Origin of the sequence: Pantoea sp. YU22 (genome assembly GCF_003970755.1) — a bacterium.
Lineage (GTDB): Bacteria > Pseudomonadota > Gammaproteobacteria > Enterobacterales > Enterobacteriaceae > Pantoea > Pantoea piersonii.
Genome location: NZ_RYDU01000014.1, coordinates 69240 through 85433 on the forward strand (window position 1 = coordinate 69240; position 16194 = coordinate 85433).

Genomic DNA, 16194 nt, shown 5'->3' on the forward strand with positions numbered 1-16194 from the left:
CATTCGGGTGGCTGCGCTGCGCGCTTTGCGCAGGCTGATCTGCACGCTGCCCCTGCTGACAGGAAGTCTTAGCGCCTGGAGCCTGCCTACCAGCACGTTTCAAGTCTCTGCTTCCATTGTGGCGGGCTGCGTCGTCTCCGGTACGAATACCGGCGTTTTCGGCACGCTTGATTTCGGCTCGCAGTCAGGCGTCGCCAGCAGCAGCGTCAGCGCCAGCTTCGTGCAAAGCACCGCCATTACGCTCGCCTGTACCCCCGGCACGACGCTGAGCATGAGCATTAACGGCGGCAGCAACTACACCACGACGCGCAACCTGAAACACACCAGCAATACCAACACCGTGGCCTATGCCCTCTATACCAACGCCAGCCATACCACCGCCATTCCGGTAAACAGCGCCGTCGCGCTGAGCTACAGCAACGCCAGCAACATTACGTTGCCGATTTATGGCCTGCTGCGGCTGCCCGGCCCGACGCGCGCTGGCGTCTACACCGACACGCTGACCGTGACGCTGAGCTGGTAGCCGCATGCTTAAAGGAGAAAGATGATGATGCGCGCCCTGTTGTTCCTTGTTTCCCTGCTGGCGACCAGCGCCCAGGCAGCGAATTCGCTGATGATCTGGCCTATCGATCCCAGCATCAACCCCGATGAAAAAGCCAGCGAGCTGTGGCTGGAGAATCGCGGCAACGCCACTACGCTGATGCAGGTACGCATCTTCAGCTGGCAGCAGGTCGGTGGCAAAGAGCAGTACGCCACGCAGCAGAGCGTCGTCGCCAGTCCGCCGCTGGTGCGTATTGAGCCTGGGCAAAAGCAGCTGGTACGCCTGATTAAGCAGACGCCGCCTGGCGCGGGCCAGGAGCTGGCGTACCGCGTCGTGCTCGACGAGATCCCGACGCCGCGCACGCCGGGCGAAAACCAGGCGGGCCTTAATTTTCAGATGCGCTACTCAGTGCCGCTGTTTGTCTATGGCGACGGGCTGACGCGCGACGCAGCGAAGCCAGAGCTGAGCTGGCGACAGGTCAGCGAGGGTGGAAAGTCCTGGCTGCTGCTCACCAACCGGGGCAGCGGCCACGCGCGCCTTAGCAACGTCACCCTCGGCGGACGCAAACTGGGCGACGGCTTGTTCGGCTACGTGCTGGCGCACAGCGAAAATCGCTGGCCGCTGAAAAATGCGGTTAGCGGCCAGATGAGGGCGGATACCAACGCCGGTGAATGGCGCAGCGCGCCCAGCCGCTAAATGCCAGGCTCTCTCCATCCCTGCGCGCTGGCGGTGGCCAGCGTCTGCGCTTCTCTGACGCCGGCCGCCGCGCTGGCGGAGACCTTTTCGTCGCTGCCGCCGCCGCCGTCGCTGGAGAGCAGCGGCGAACAGCAGCGTTATATGCTGGAACTGGTGATTAACCAGCGTGAAAACGGCGCTATCGTACCGGTAGAAAGACGCGATGGCCGCTTGCTGGTGCGCGCGGGCGATCTGCAGCGCGCCGGCATCCCGGCCGAGAAGCTGCCGGACCCGCAGCAGGTCGACGTTACCCGCTGGAACGAAGTAAAAGCGGACTATGACGATCGGCGTCAGCGCCTGCTGTTAACGGTGCCGCCCGCGTGGCTGCCAGGCCAGGTAATCGGCGCAGCGCAAAACGGGCCGCGCTACCCTGGCCGCACCTCCACCGGGGCGCTGTTCAATTACGACCTCTACGCCACCCGCACCGCCAACGCTGGCACGCGGCTGTCGGCCTGGAACGAGCTGCGCCTCTTCGGCTCCGCAGGCCAGTTTTCCAGCAACGGCGTCTGGCAGCAGCAGATGGAAGGCCGCGCTCCCGCGCAGGACGACGGCTATATCCGCTACGACACCTGGTGGAGCAATGAGGATGAGAACAAGGTGATCAGCTGGCGCGTCGGCGATCTCACCACCGATGCGCTCAGCTGGAGCAACAGCGTGCGTCTCGGCGGGATACAGATCGGCCGCGATTTTAGCGTGCGGCCCGATCTCGTGACCTACCCGCTACCGGCCTTTTCCGGTCAGGCCGCGGTGCCCTCCACCGTCGATCTCTTTATCAACGGCTACCAGTCCAGCCAGGCGAACGTGCAGCCGGGTCCCTGGTCGCTGACTAACGTGCCCTTTGTCAACGGCGCAGGCGATGCGGTCATTACCACCACCGACGCGGTGGGACGCCGGGTGACGACGACGCTGCCGTTTTATGTCTCCAGCACGCTGCTGAAAGCGGGCCTGAGCGACTACTCGTTTTCCACCGGCGCGTTCCGCAACAACTACGGCATTAAGAACGTCGATTACGGCAACGCGGCGGCCAGCGGCTCGCTGCGCTACGGCGCGACCGACTGGCTAACGCTGGAGACCCATGCCGAAGGCAGCGACTCACTGGCGATGGGTGGTGCGGGAGCGATGTTTCGCATCGGCAGCCTGGGTGTGCTGAACGGCGCGCTGGCGCAGAGCCAGATGAGCGGCGCAGCCGGAACGCAGTACAGCTGGGGCTACCAGTACAACAACAGCTGGTTCAGCATCGGCACACAGCATACGCTGCGCAGCCGCGAATTCGGCAACCTGGCGCTGCTCAACAGTCGTGCCGGCAACAGCAACGCCAGCAATACCACTTACAGCCTGGCGCGCCGCAGCGCCCAGTACAACGCCAGCGTGTCGCTGAGCCAGTACGGCAGCCTCGGTGCGGCCTACATCGATATCAGCGGCGGCGACGGCCAGCATACGCGGCTGCTTAACCTTTCGTGGAGCAAAACGCTGTGGGGCAACGCCAGCCTCTACCTCTCCGCCAGTCGCGACCAGCAACAGGGCGCATGGAGCGGCGCGATGTCGCTGGTGATCCCGTTCGGCGAACACGGCAGCGCTTCGGTCAGCATGGAGCGCGACCAGCAGGGCGAAAACAATCAGCGCCTCTACCTGTCGCGCTCGATGCCAAGCGACGGCGGCTTCGCCTGGGACGCCTCCTGGGCTAATCAGGGCGGCGACAGCGGCGATTATCGCCAGGCAAGCCTGCGCTGGCGCAATAATAAAATCGACACCTCCGCGGGCTTTTACGGCGACGACGACTACAACACCCAGTGGGCGGATCTCACGGGTTCGCTGGTGTTAATGGACAGCCAGGTATTTGCCGCCAACGGTATCAACGACGCCTTTGTGGTAGTGAAAACCAGCTACCCCGACGTCAATGTGCGCTATGAAAACCAGTCGATGGGGCGCACTGACCGCAGCGGCTACCTGCTGGTGCCCTCGGTCAGCAGCTATTATCCGGCGAAGTATGATATCGATACGCTCGATCTGCCCGCCGATATGACGACGCCGAAGGTTGAACAGCGCTTTGCGGTGAAACGCCAGAGCGGCTACCTGCTCCATTTTCCGGTAGAGAAGCTGCGCTCCGCCAGCGTGATCCTGCAGGACGCCGAGGGTCAGCCGCTGCCGGTCTCCAGCCAGGTGCTGCGCGAGGGCCAGGCGACTGAGTATGTCGGCTGGGACGGCATCGCCTGGCTGGAAAACCTGCGCGCCAGCAACCCCCTTCGCGTCGCCACGCCGGACGGCCGAACCTGCAGCACCGAGCTGACTATCGCCAGCGGCCAGCCGCAGGCGCTGAAAACCTATGGCCCGATTACCTGTCCGCTGCCGCCGCGACCGGCGGGCGCGCCGACTCCCAACCCCGATAATGCCACCTCAGGGATCACACCATGAAAAAAATGCTGCTGCTGATGCTGCTGATGCTTTTCCCGACGCTGTCGCGCGCCGCCTGCACCCTGCCCAGCTCGACCGCCAGCTTTGGCTCGGTCACGACCTTCGTGGTGAACAGCACGGCAGAGGCGACCTCGACCAATGCCAACGTCAACTGTGGGGCCGGCTCGTCACTCTCGCTGCTGGGCAATAACCAGATCACCTTTCAGCTTACCGGCGCCACCAACGTCAGCGGTACGCGCGGCATCCTTAAGCGCAGCGGCGATACCGGCACGGACAATATTCCCGTCCAGCTCTGCGTCGACAGCGCCTGCGCAACGGAGCTGACTATCGGCGGTGCCGCCCATGTCTTCAGCCAGTCGGTGCTGGTTAATCTCGCCGGACTGCTGGGCAGCCTCAACTTCGCCATTCCGGTCTATCTGCGCACCGTACCGGGTCAGACGGTCGCCGCCGGCACTTATACCACCACGCTTAACCTGGCGGTAACCTATAACGTCTGCACCAGCATCGGCGTCGGCAATCTCTGCCTGACGCCGCAGAGCGGCAGCGGCGTGATCCCCATCGCCGTCACCCTGGTCGTCACCAATGACTGCACCACCATTACCGCGCCCAATATCAGCTTTGGCAGCGCGCCGCTGGTCGGCAGTTTTTCCGCCGTCTCGCAGACGATTAACGTGGTATGCAGCAAAGGCAGCACCTACACGGTGGGATTAAGCAACGGCAGCTATGTCAACGGCACGCAGCGCCAGATGGCGAGCGGCGCGAACCGGTTGAGCTATGAGATTTACAAGGGGACCAGCAGCAACCGCTGGGGGCCGAGCGGCACCGATCGCTACAGCAGCGCCAGCGCCACCAGCGTCAGTACGGATGGACTGACGCGCGGCTATAACTACACCGCGCGCATACTCACCACGCAGACCACGCCGCCCGCAGGAAACTACACGGACAGCGTGGTGGTGGATGTGTCGTTTTAAACGGAGGCGCCAGCGGCGGCGGTGCTGCTGCGTCGCGCGCGATACTGTTTGACCATGCGTCCAATCAGCAGCGTGCCGATCAGACCGCAAACGGCGGCAAAAGTGAGCCATACGCCGGGCATCGCTTTATCGCCGGTGGCGTGGATCAGATAGCTGGAGATAGCGGGCGTAAAGCCGCCAAACAGCGCGGTCGCCAGACTATAGGCGAGCGAGAAACCTGAGGCGCGCACTTCGGCAGGCATAATCTCCGCCAGATAGACCACCATTGCGCCGTTGTAGCTGGCGTAGAGGAACGAGAGCCAGAGCTCAGCTTCCATCAGATGGGCGAAGCTCGGCGATCCTACCAGCCAGTGCAGCACCGGCCAGGTGGTGACGATCATCAGCAGTGTAAAGGTAATCAACAGCGGGCGGCGGCCGATACGGTCCGACAGCGCGCCCATTACCGGCAGCCAGAACAGGTTGGAGATGCCGATGCACAGCGTGACCAGAAAGCTCTCTTTGTCACTCATCATCAGCACGGTTTTGCCGAAGGTGGGCGTAAAGGCAGTGATCATATAGAACATAACGGTGGTGGTGACCACCATCAGCATTCCCGCCAGCACCAGTGCCCAGTTGCTCGCCAGCGAGCGCATAATATCCCGCATGCTGGGATGGTGTTTGCGCTGGCTAAAGGCTTCGGTCTCTTCCAGCATACGGCGGATCCAGAACAGAAACGGCACGATCATACAGCCGATGAAGAAAGGAATACGCCAGCCCCAGTCCGTCACCGCCTCTTTTGCCAGCAGATGGTTGATCAGCAAGCCGAGCAGCGCAGCGAAGATCACCGCGATCTGCTGACTGCCCGACTGCCAGCTGACGAAAAAGCCTTTACGTCCTTTCGGCGCAACCTCCGCCAGATAGACCGAGACGCCGCCCAGCTCCACCCCAGCAGAGAAGCCCTGCAGCAGACGGCCCAGCAGGATGAGGATCGGCGCGGCGGCGCCCAGCGTGGCGTAGCCCGGCACTACCGCGATGGTGAGCGTGCCTATCGCCATCAGCCCCAGCGTTAACAGCAGCCCTTTACGACGGCCATGATGGTCGATATAGGCACCAAGCACGATGGCGCCCAGCGGCCGCATTAAAAAGCCAGCGCCGAAGGTCATCAGGGTTAACATCAGAGAGGCGAATGGGTCGTCGCCTGGGAAAAAGGTTTTCGATATGGCGGTGGCATAATAGCCAAACACCATAAAGTCATACATTTCAAGGAAGTTACCGCTGGTAACGTTAAAGATGGTTCGAGCGCTGCCCTGAGGCTTTTGTAAAGGTGAAGTGTGACTCATAGTGGCTTCCTGCGTTTTTTTCCCCTTTTAGCCTGCCTGAGCCGGGAATAATGTGACATACCTCACCATTGCACTTTACAATCACGAAACCAAAAGTAACAAATAATTAACCCCGCAATTATGCAGCATAATTCACCATTAAATGCCGCACTCCCCCTTTCTCCTCTCTGACGGGCAGCCTCCAGAGGCCGCTCGCCTGCGCAGCCGCAAAACCATAAACAGCGCCCTCGCCGCCAAAAACAAAAAGGGCAGCCGTCTGGCTGCCCTTTTCAATTTGCATCTGCTTGCCCGCTTATTTTGCGGCGGTTTCCATGCCCATCAGGCCGATCTTGAGATAGCCCGCGGCGCGCAGCTTATCCATCACGTTCATCAGGGTTTCATAATCCACCGACTTGTCGGCCTGGAAGAAGATCGTCGTCTCTTTATTGCCTGCGGTCTGGCTGTTCAGCACGTTGACCAGCGTCTCCGGCGTGACCGGATCGTTGCCGATAAAGAGCTGCTTGTCGGCCTTAATCGACAGATAGACTGGCTTCTCCGGCCGCGGCTGCGGCGCGCTGGTCGAGGCGGGCAGATTAACGCGAACATCCACGGTTGCCAGCGGCGCGGCCACCATAAAGATGATCAGCAGAACCAGCATAACGTCGATAAACGGCGTTACGTTGATTTCATGCATTTCGCCATCGCTTTCCAGGTCGTCGTTTAATCGCATCGCCATGACTTAACCTACGCGTAATTTCTGAGCGGTCGGGCGAGCGTCAGCGCTTTTCGCGTTAAGGTTGCCCAGGTCGATATCGCGGCTCTGCAGCAGCAGGATTTGCGCGGCCACGTCGCCCAGCGACGCTTTATAGCCCGCAATCATGCGTGCAAAGACGTTGTAGATCACTACCGCAGGGATCGCTGCGACCAGACCGATGGCGGTTGCCAGCAGCGCTTCGGCAATGCCGGGGGCGACAACGGCCAGGTTGGTGGTCTGCGTCTGCGCGATGCCAATAAAGCTGTTCATGATGCCCCATACCGTGCCGAACAGGCCGATAAAGGGTGAGACGGAACCGATAGTGGCGAGGAAGCCGTTACCGCGTCCGGCGTGGCGGCTGAAGGCGGCGACGCGGCGCTCAAGGCGGAAGCTGGTGCGCTCTTTAATACCGTCGGTATCCTCTGCGCCCGCGGAGAGTTCAATCTCGTTTTGCGCGTCATTAAGCAGGACTGCGCTGTGGCTGTGGCTTTTGAACTGCGCGGCGGCACGGGCGGCGTCGCCTAAGTTACGGGCTTCGCCCAGCGCCATCTGCTCGCTTTTTAATCGGCGTTTTGCCGCGCTAAGCTCGGCATACTTTCCAAAAAAAATCGCCCAGGTCACGACCGACGCCAGCAACAGGCCGATCATTACCACTTTTACCACGATATCAGCATGTTGATACATGCCCCAAACAGAGAGATCCGTTTGCATCAAGTCACTGGCTACCACGCTGCGTCTCCAACTTCATATGCAGGAATAATGGATAAGCGCGAATAATAGCAAAAAACGAGCGAATTGATAGTAGTTCTCATTACTATTTACAAAGTACAGGGACGGTATACCCGATCGTTACTGACATTTTATGACACTTTTCGGGTCGATTTCAGAAATGTGATTTCCTGTATAAATTTATTAAAACATCGTTTCAAAATGTGAGCTTGTTCATTCAATTCACATTGCCGCATTTTCAGCCAGCGCGTTTTGCCTATTCTGGCAACACGCGGGCCGCCTCCTCTGCCGCGCAATACCTGTGCCCTCCTCTACCTGCCTGGAGAAAAATAATGAGAATGAATAAATGGATCCTTGCCGCTTCCGTCTCTGCGGCGCTCGCCCTGAACGCGACATCGGCGTCGGCGAAGGTATTAAAAGTGGCGGAGGTTCAGCCCGCCGGCTACCCCACCGTCGTGGCTCTGCAGCATATGGGCGACAAGCTGAAACAGGCCACCAGCGGACGCCTGGAGATGAAAGTCTATGCAGGCGGGGTGCTGGGCGATGAAGATCAAACGCTGCAGCAGGTACAGCTCGGCGCGATCGATATGATCCGCGTCTCGCTGGCGCCGGTCACCACCATCGCGCCCGAAACCAGCGTGCTGACGCTGCCCTATATCTTTCGCGACGTGGACCATATGCATAAGGTGCTGGACGGCGAAGTCGGCAAACAGATCGTCGACAAGTTCGACGCCGATGCCAACGCGCGCATGGTGTTTCTCGGCTGGACCGACGCGGGCGAGCGCAACATGATCACCAAAAAGCCGCTCAGCAAACCAGAGGATCTTAAAGGCATGAAGATCCGCGTGCAGAACAGCGCCATTTCGCTGGCGACCCTGAAAGCGATGGGAGCGAACCCGGTGGCAATGGGGGTCAGCGAAGTATTTAGCGCCATGCAGACCGGCGTGGTGGACGGTACGGAGAACAATCCGCCAACCTTCGTCGCGCATAACTACCTGCCGGTAGCGAAGTTCTACACCCTGACCGGCCACTTTATCCAGCCGGAGATGATCCTCTTCTCAAAAACCTCGTGGGCGCGTCTGTCGCCGGAGGATCAGACGCTGCTGAAGAAGCTCGGTAAAGAGGCGCAGGATGAAGAGCGTCAGCTGTGGGCAACCTACACCCAACAGTCGATTGAGAAGATGAAAGCGGGCGGCGTCACCTTTCAGGAGACCGACAGAGACTACTTTATGAAAGCCACGCAGCCGGTTCGCGATCGGTTTGGCGGCGCATACAGCGAACTGATGACGCAAATAGCCGACGTTAAATAACCCACCGCCGCCGCGCATTCGACGCGGCGTTATTCAGGTAACGCATATGACCCGATACTCTCGTCTGATGGATGGGCTCTATCTGCTGTGCATGGGCATCGCTGCCGTCGCGCTGTTGGTGATGGTGACGGTGATCCCCATCGGCATTTTCGCCCGCTATGTATTAAACGGCGCGCTGGCGTGGCCCGAGCCGGTCGCCATTGTCTGCATGATCATTTTTACCTTTATCGGCGCGCCGGTGGGTTTCCGCGCCGGTACGCATATCTGCGTCTCGATGGTGACGGATCGCCTGCCGCCCACCGCGCAGCGGCTGATGCTGCGCCTGTGCGATCTGCTGATGGTGGCAACCTGTCTGGTGATCTTCCAGGCGAGCTACAACCTCTGCCTGGCGATGTGGATCCAGCCGCTCGCCTCGCTGCCTGCGGTGACCTACGGCGAGATGTATTTGCCGATCCCCATCGGCGCGCTGTTTACCCTGTTGTTCGTGATTGAGCGGCTGCTGAATGGCGATCAAAGCCAGCGGCCAGTGGTGGTTTTAGGCGGCACCCATTAAGGAGCGACCATGGACGCATTGATGTTAATCGGCAGCCTGGTTGTGCTGCTGCTGTTGGGCTTTCCCGTCGCCTTCGCTGTGGGCCTCAGCGCCTTTATCGGCGCATGGTGGATCGATCTGCCGCTGGAGGCGGTGGTGATTCAGATCACCAACGGCGTTAATAAGTTTTCGCTGCTCACCATTCCCTTCTTTATTCTGGCAGGCGCGATTATGGCGGAAGGCGGCATTGCGCGACGGCTGGTTAATTTCGCCTATATCTTTGTCGGCTTTATTCGTGGCGGGCTGTCGCTGGTGAATATTGTCGCCTCAACCTTTTTCGGCGCGATTTCCGGCTCGTCGGTGGCGGATACCGCCTCGATTGGTTCGGTGATGATTCCGCAAATGGAGCAGAAGGGTTATCCGCGCGACTTTGCCGCGGCGGTCACCGCCAGCGGCTCGGTGCAGGCGGTGCTGACGCCGCCCAGTCATAACTCGGTGATCTATTCGCTGGCGACCGGCGGCGTGGTGACCATCTCCTCGCTGTTCGTCGCTGGCATCTTTCCCGGCTTGCTGCTGGGTTTCTGCCTGATGGTGATGTGTCTCGCTTTCGCACGCAAGCGGGGTTACCCCAAAGGGGAACGCATTCCGTTTCGCCAGGCGGTGAAAATCTTCTTTGACGCCTTCTGGGGTCTCTTTACCATCGTGATCATTCTGGGCGGCATCCTGTCGGGCATCTTTACCGCGTCGGAATCAGCCGCCATCGCCTGCCTCTGGGCCTTCTTCGTCACCATGTTTATTTACCGCGACTTTAAGTGGAACCAGCTGCATATTCTGCTGTTCCGCACCATCAAGACGGTGACTATCGTGATGGTGCTGATCGCCTTTGCGGCGGGCTTCGGCGCGGTGATGACCTTTATGCAGCTGCCGACCATTATCACCGACGCCTTTACCAGCCTGTCGGATAACAAGTACGTCATTCTGATGTGCATCAACCTGCTGCTGCTGGTGATCGGCACGCTGATGGATATGGCGCCGATTATCCTTATCCTGACGCCGGTGCTGCTGCCAGTGGCGACCACGCTGGGCATCGATCCGGTGCACTTCGGCATGATCATGATGACCAATCTCGGCATCGGGCTGATTACCCCGCCGGTGGGGACAGTGCTGTTTGTCGCCAGCGCGGTAAGCAAGCAGAAGATTGAGCAGGTGGTAGGCGCGATGATGCCTTTCTACGTCATGTTGTTTCTGGTGCTGATGCTGATCACGTATATACCCGCCCTCTCGCTGTGGCTGCCGCATCTGATGGGAGTGATGTAACGCGCTGAAAGGCGCGGCGGCGTGGCCTTCTCGCGCACCGCGCCGCCGCGCCCTGTCCGCTGTCGGACAGGTTCTGAATATCAGGATTTGGGGTCAACCCTGAACGGTAATTCGTGGTAACGTGAAGGCTTTGTAGCAGGCGGCAGAGCAGACACGAATGACGACCAAAAAAATAGATACCACCTTAGTCAGCGCGGGACGCAGCAAACGTTACACTCAGGGCGCGGTCAACAGCGTAATTCAGCGCGCCTCCTCCCTGGTTTTTGACACCGTCGCCGATAAAAAACGCGCCACGGCGGGACGCGCTACCGGGGAACTCTTTTATGGCCGTCGCGGCACCCTGACTCACTTCTCGCTGCAGGATGCGATGACCGAGCTGGAAGGCGGCGCGGGCTGCGTGCTCTACCCCTGCGGCGCGGCGGCAGTTGCGAACGCCATTCTCTCTTTTGTCGACGCGGGCGATCATGTGCTGATGTGCGGCGCGGTCTATGAGCCGACGCAAGACTTCTGCACCAAAATCCTCAGCAAGCTCGGCGTCGCCACTACCTTCTACGACCACACTATCGGCAGCGAAATTGGCGCGCTGGTGCGTGCGGAAACGCGCGTGGTGTTTCTGGAGTCCCCCGCCTCTGTCACCATGGAGGTACAGGATATTCCGGCAATTGTCGCAGCGGTGCGCGCAAAGGCGCCTGACGCGGTGATCATGATGGATAATACCTGGGCGGCGGGCTTTTTCTTCAATGCACTGGCGCACGGCGTGGATATTTCAATTCAGGCAGGTACCAAATATCTGATTGGCCACAGCGACGCGATGATCGGCACCGCGGTGGCGAACGCGCGCTGCTGGGAGCAGCTGCGCGAGAACTCCTACCTGATGGGCCAGACGGTGGACGCCGACAGCGCCTATATGGCGAGCCGCGGCCTGCGTACCCTCGCTACGCGCCTGCGTCAGCATGAGGCGAGCGCGCTGCAGGTGGCGGAGTGGCTGACGACGCGTCCGGAAGTGGCGCGCGTCAACCATCCGGCGCTGCCGCAGAGCAAAGGCCACACCTTCTGGAAACGTGACTTCAGCGGCAGCAGTGGCTTGTTTTCATTTGTGCTGCATGAAAAACTCAGCGACGAAAAACTGGCACATTATCTTGATCGCTTCCACCATTTCAGCATGGCCTATTCGTGGGGCGGTTACGAGTCGCTTATTCTGGCGAACCAGCCGGAAGAGCTGGCAGCAATCCGACCGGCGGGGGGCGTCGACTTTGACGGAACCCTGGTGCGTCTGCATATTGGTCTGGAACACGTTGACGACCTGATTGACGATTTAACGGCAGGCTTTAACCGCCTGACGCAGTAATAACTTAAACAGAACCTCAACCACAGAATGGCGACCGGCCGCAGATCAAATCTCTGTACCGGATTGCCGCTAAAATAGATTCCTTGTGACTCGATGGGATAGCAGATGAGTGTTTTACACGAGATTGTTCACGCGCTCTGGCATCAGGATTTTGCCGCGCTGGCCGATCCTAATGTGGTTTGGGTAGTTTATGGCGTCATGTTTCTGACGCTGTTTCTGGAAAATGGCCTGCTTCCCGCCTCTTTTTTGCCAGGCGACAGTTTGCTGCTGCTGGCGGGCGCGATGGTCGCCAAAGGGGTGATGGATTTTTTCCCGACCATGGTGATCCTGACCACCGCCGCCAGTCTCGGCTGCTGGCTCAGTTACCTGCAGGGACGCTGGCTCGGCAATACGCGTCTGGTGAAGGGCTGGCTGATGCACCTGCCAGCGCAATATCATCAGCGCGCGTGGCAGCTCTTTAACCGTCACGGCCTGATGGCGCTGCTGGTGGGACGCTTTCTGGCGTTCGTCCGTACCATTCTGCCTACCATGGCGGGCATCTCCGGCCTGCAGAACGGCCGGTTTCAGCTCTTTAACTGGCTCAGCGGGCTGCTGTGGGTGGCGATTGTCGTGGCGTTTGGCTACGGCATCAGCCAGGTGCCCTTTATCAAACGCCATGAAGATCAGGTCATGGCGATCCTGATGGTGCTGCCGGTCGTTCTGCTGTTTGTTGGCCTGGCAGGCAGCATTGTGGTGATCTGGAAAAAACGTCGGCAAAAACAGGCCTGATCGCGCTGCGTCAGGCCTGCGGCTCCGCCACTGTCTGACGCACGCGGCTAACTTCCTCGCCCGGCGTCACGCCGAAATAGCGCTTAAACTCCCGTGAAAACTGCGATGGGCTCTCGTAGCCCACGCGTACTGCCGCCGCACTCGCTTTTAATCCGTCATGCAACATCAGCAGCCGCGCCTGATGAAGCCGGTAGCGCTTCAGATACTGCAGCGGCGAGGTTTGCGTTACCGCCTTGAAGTTATGGTGAAACGCCGAGACGCTCATATTCACTTCCGCCGCCAGCGCATCGACGCTGAGGTTATCCGCATAGTGGTTTTCAATACGGCGCAGCGCGCGGGCGATCTGGCTGAACTGGGTGTGGCGGCTCACCAGCGACAGCAGCGCGCCGCCCGTCGGTCCGGTCAGCACGTAATAGATAATCTCGCGCACGATTTGCGGCCCCAGCACGCGCGCGTCGCGTGGATTCGCCATCACGTCCAGCAGGCGCTCCGCCGCGCACAGCATCGGTTCGGTCAGCCAGGCTGAGTGAATGCCCGAGGTCTGCGGCTGTGGCTGAAAATCCTCATCGTCGCCAATCTCTATCAGCAGATCCTGCAGGCTGGCGGTATCGACCGTCAGACACATGCCCGCGACCGGCTCTTCCGGCGACGCCCAGGTTTCGCACTCCACCGGCAGCGGCACCGTCAGCATTAGATATTTGGTGGCGTCGTAGGTAAAAACGGTGCTGCCGAGATAACCGGTTTTGCTGCCCTGAAACAGAATAACGATACCGGGCTGATACATCACCGGCGTGCGCGGCTGATATTGATTAAGGTAAATCAGATTGACGTTTTCCACCGGGCAAAGGCGGTTGCGTCCATGGGTCATTAGGGTCACAACCTGGTTTGCCAGGTGCTGACACAGAGCTTCGTGCGCCATGCATTTCTCTCGCAGGGTAAAGAAACCAGTCTGCCAGGCTGCTGCGAAATTCGCCACTGAAATGGAGAAACAGGCAAGACTTCCGCAGGATCAGGCAGGGCGGGAAACGGAATTGCCGACCACAATGAAAACAGGGTCAGGTTTGTTGACTAGACTTAAGCCTCACAGGTTCACTGCAACAGAAAGGAGCACTTATGGCAGATCAACCGATTATCAAACTGCACGACGGCAATATGATGCCACAGCTGGGGCTTGGCGTGTGGCAGGCGAGCAATGAAGACGCCCACCGCGCCGTGCTTAAGGCGCTGGAGGTCGGCTACCGCTCGATCGACACCGCCGCCGCCTACAAAAACGAAGAGGCGATCGGCCGGGCGTTACAGGATACCGATGTGCCGCGCGAAGATATTTTCGTTACCACCAAGCTGTGGAATGACGATCAGCAGAATGTGCAGCAAGCGATGGAAACCAGCCTGAAAAAACTGCAGCTGGAGCAGGTTGATCTCTATCTGATGCACTGGCCGTGCCCGGAGAAAGATCACTACGTTGACGCCTGGAAAGCGATGATTGAACTGCAGCAGCAGGGGCTGGCCAAAAGCATCGGCGTCTGCAACTTCCATGAAGCGCACCTGAAACGCCTGCTGGACGAAACCGGCGTTTCGCCGGTAGTGAACCAGATCGAGCTGCACCCGATGCTGCAGCAGCGCACGCTGCACGCCTGGAACGCCATGCATCAGATCCAGACTGAGTCCTGGAGTCCGCTGGCGCAGGGCGGCGAAGGCGTCTTCGATCAGGACATTATTCGTCAGCTGGCGAAAAAATATGGCAAAACCCCGGCGCAGATCGTGATCCGCTGGCATCTCGACAGCGGCCTGGTGGTGATCCCGAAATCGGTAACGCCTGAGCGTATCGCCGAAAACTTCGCGGTATTCGATTTCCGCCTGGAGAAGACCGAACTGAGCGAAATCGCGAAGCTGGACCGCGGCAATCGTCTGGGGCCGGATCCAGAGACCTTCAACGGCTAACCACTACGCGCGCTGTCCTGACGGGCAGCGCGCCCTTCCCTGCTACCGCTTTACGCCGTTGGCTGCACCAGCATCTGCCCGGCGGTGCCGAGATCGGCCAGCTCCAGCGTCTGACTGTAGTAGACAAAGGGGAAATGGTCGGACGAACTTTGCGGGAAACTCACCAGCAGTTCGACCTCGCCATCTACCCAGACGGTATCTTTCCAGCCGCGATCTTCGCCCATCGGCTGCGCGCCGTTAACGCTCTTAATCAGGAACATCGCGCCCTGAATATGCATCGCCTGCGGCCGATCGGCGCGCAGGATCCAGCGCTCAAAGGTTCCCTGCTGCACGGTGGTATCGATGCGGTTCATATCCCACCGCGCGCCGTTGATGCCCGGTATATCGTCGCCGATGCGGAATTCGCGCGTGCGCGTCGCCATGCCATCGAGGATCTGATCCGCCAGCAGACGCATCGGCAGATTATCGGTCACCAGGGGCAACAGGCCGGTCGGACGCAGCGTCAGCACCAGCGTATTGGTCAGAATGGAAGAGGGTTCGAACAGGCCGCGCAGCCGGTCCATGATGCCTGCTGCCGTGCCTGCGGTAATCGATACCTCATCGCCCTGCGACATATCCACCAGCACTTCACGACGCTCGCCCGGCGCCAGCGAAAGCTGCTGTACCGCCACCGGCGCGGGCAGAAAGCCCTGATCGCTGGCAATAACGGTAAAGGGACGGTTATCGCTCAACGCCATCTGATAGCGGCGCGAGTTCGAGGCGTTAAGCAGACGCAGGCGCACCCAGCCGCGCGATACCTCGACGAAAGGGTTCTGCACGCCGTTGACCAGCAGGACGTCGCCAAGAAAGCCGCCGTCATGCGGCGGATCGTAGGTAGGCGTGCCGAAGTTATCGAGACGCTTGTCCTGAATAATCAGCGGGAAGTCATCTACGCCGTAGTGACGCGGCAGCGGTAGCTGCTTGCTCACCTCATCTTCAATCAGCCACATGCCCGCCAGCCCGTTATAGATGTGCGGCGCCATGCGGTTCGGCGTGCTGGCGTGGTACCAGCAGGTAGCGGCGTTCTGGCGGATCGGCAGCACCGGCGCCCAGTCGACGCCAGCGGACATCATGCGCGGCGCGCCGCCCATTAGCGCGCCCGGCACCTGCAGGCCGCTGACGGTCATCGCCACCGGTTCGTTAAGACGGTTGCTGTAAATCAGCTTGACGTCGTCGCCGTTGTAAACGCGCACCGTCGGGCCGAGGTAGAGGCCGTTTACGCCCCATACCGGCACTTTGTTATTGTCGCCGCGGAAGGACCAGTGGCTGCGCATCAGCGTCAGAAAGAGCGGCTGGCCGCGGCGCGACTCGATAAGCGGAGGAACCGGCAGCGGCGTATCGCCGCCGGGAGCGGAGGCGGCGCGCGCCGCTGAAGGCAAGAGACCTGCGCTAAGCGCCGCGCCAGCAGAAAGCTGGATAAACTGTCGTCTGCTGAAAGACATAGAACGTCAAACCCTTTACGCGTGGCGCTTGCGCGCCAGTCGATTGTTATTCTTGAT

Annotated in this window: 16 protein-coding genes; 10 read left to right on the forward strand and 6 right to left on the reverse strand. The window is 60.0% G+C overall.

The features are described 5' to 3' along the window. Window positions 1-34: 34 nt before the first annotated feature. Genes EKL29_RS17355 through EKL29_RS17370 form a run of 4 tightly spaced genes read left to right on the forward strand, consistent with a single transcriptional unit; the run spans window position 35 to window position 4659 of the window. A complete protein-coding gene (locus EKL29_RS17355) occupies window positions 35-523 on the forward strand; it encodes a spore coat U domain-containing protein (protein WP_240629459.1) in 489 nt (162 codons plus the stop codon). Window positions 524-544: 21 nt separating this feature from the next. Continuing rightward, the gene (locus tag EKL29_RS17360) at window positions 545-1237 is read left to right on the forward strand and encodes a molecular chaperone (RefSeq protein WP_120454737.1); all 693 of its coding nucleotides are present in this window, start codon (window positions 545-547) and stop codon (window positions 1235-1237) included. Then, complete coding sequence (locus tag EKL29_RS17365; protein WP_126690312.1) at window positions 1238-3688, forward strand: fimbria/pilus outer membrane usher protein; 2451 nt, start codon at window positions 1238-1240, stop codon at window positions 3686-3688. Then, entirely contained in the window at window positions 3685-4659 is a 975-nt protein-coding gene (locus EKL29_RS17370) for a spore coat U domain-containing protein (protein WP_126690313.1), read from the forward strand. Before EKL29_RS17365 ends, EKL29_RS17370 begins: the two co-directional genes overlap by 4 nt. Here the strand turns inward: EKL29_RS17370 and EKL29_RS17375 are convergent. From EKL29_RS17375 to exbB, 4 genes are all read right to left on the reverse strand, one after another. Then, entirely contained in the window at window positions 4656-5978 is a 1323-nt protein-coding gene (locus EKL29_RS17375) for an MFS transporter (protein WP_126690314.1), read from the reverse strand. The genes EKL29_RS17370 and EKL29_RS17375 overlap by 4 nt on opposite strands. 118 nt (window positions 5979-6096) lie before the next feature. Next, the gene (locus EKL29_RS23135) at window positions 6097-6258 is read right to left on the reverse strand and encodes a hypothetical protein (protein ID WP_158618939.1); all 162 of its coding nucleotides are present in this window, start codon (window positions 6256-6258) and stop codon (window positions 6097-6099) included. Window positions 6259-6270: 12 nt separating this feature from the next. Then, window positions 6271-6693, reverse strand: a complete 423-nt coding sequence (gene exbD, locus EKL29_RS17380; RefSeq protein WP_126690315.1) for a TonB system transport protein ExbD — start codon at window positions 6691-6693, stop codon at window positions 6271-6273. A 3-nt stretch (window positions 6694-6696) separates the two neighbouring features. After that, window positions 6697-7422 (reverse strand): tol-pal system-associated acyl-CoA thioesterase, encoded by a 726-nt coding sequence (gene exbB / locus EKL29_RS17385; RefSeq protein ID WP_179256417.1) that lies wholly within the window; start codon window positions 7420-7422, stop codon window positions 6697-6699. Window positions 7423-7772: 350 nt separating this feature from the next. Here exbB and EKL29_RS17390 point away from each other — a divergent pair, with 350 nt between their 5' ends. The 5 genes from EKL29_RS17390 (at window position 7773) to EKL29_RS17410 (ending at window position 12715) form a co-directional block, all read left to right on the forward strand. Next, a complete protein-coding gene (locus EKL29_RS17390) occupies window positions 7773-8750 on the forward strand; it encodes a TRAP transporter substrate-binding protein (protein ID WP_126690316.1) in 978 nt (325 codons plus the stop codon). 46 nt (window positions 8751-8796) lie between these two features. Next, a complete protein-coding gene (locus EKL29_RS17395; RefSeq protein ID WP_126690317.1) occupies window positions 8797-9303 on the forward strand; it encodes a TRAP transporter small permease in 507 nt (168 codons plus the stop codon). Window positions 9304-9312: 9 nt separating this feature from the next. Continuing rightward, entirely contained in the window at window positions 9313-10599 is a 1287-nt protein-coding gene (locus EKL29_RS17400; protein WP_120454753.1) for a TRAP transporter large permease, read from the forward strand. A 157-nt stretch (window positions 10600-10756) separates the two neighbouring features. Beyond that, window positions 10757-11947: a cystathionine beta-lyase gene (metC, locus tag EKL29_RS17405; RefSeq protein ID WP_120454754.1), complete on the forward strand. Its 1191-nt coding sequence runs from the start codon at window positions 10757-10759 to the stop codon at window positions 11945-11947. Between the two features lie 105 nt (window positions 11948-12052). Beyond that, window positions 12053-12715, forward strand: coding sequence for a DedA family protein (locus EKL29_RS17410; protein WP_120454756.1), 663 nt, complete (start codon window positions 12053-12055; stop codon window positions 12713-12715). Window positions 12716-12725: 10 nt separating this feature from the next. On the opposite strand, the gene EKL29_RS17415 is transcribed toward EKL29_RS17410, so the two are convergent. After that, the gene (locus EKL29_RS17415) at window positions 12726-13634 is read right to left on the reverse strand and encodes an AraC family transcriptional regulator (RefSeq protein ID WP_120454758.1); all 909 of its coding nucleotides are present in this window, start codon (window positions 13632-13634) and stop codon (window positions 12726-12728) included. A gap of 194 nt (window positions 13635-13828) precedes the next feature. On the opposite strand from EKL29_RS17415, the gene dkgA reads away from it, so the two are divergent. Next, window positions 13829-14656: a 2,5-didehydrogluconate reductase DkgA gene (dkgA, locus tag EKL29_RS17420; protein ID WP_120454761.1), complete on the forward strand. Its 828-nt coding sequence runs from the start codon at window positions 13829-13831 to the stop codon at window positions 14654-14656. 50 nt (window positions 14657-14706) lie between these two features. Here the strand turns inward: dkgA and ftsP are convergent, their stop codons facing one another. After that, a complete protein-coding gene (ftsP, locus tag EKL29_RS17425) occupies window positions 14707-16137 on the reverse strand; it encodes a cell division protein FtsP (RefSeq protein ID WP_126690318.1) in 1431 nt (476 codons plus the stop codon). Between the last annotated feature and the right edge of the window lie 57 nt (window positions 16138-16194).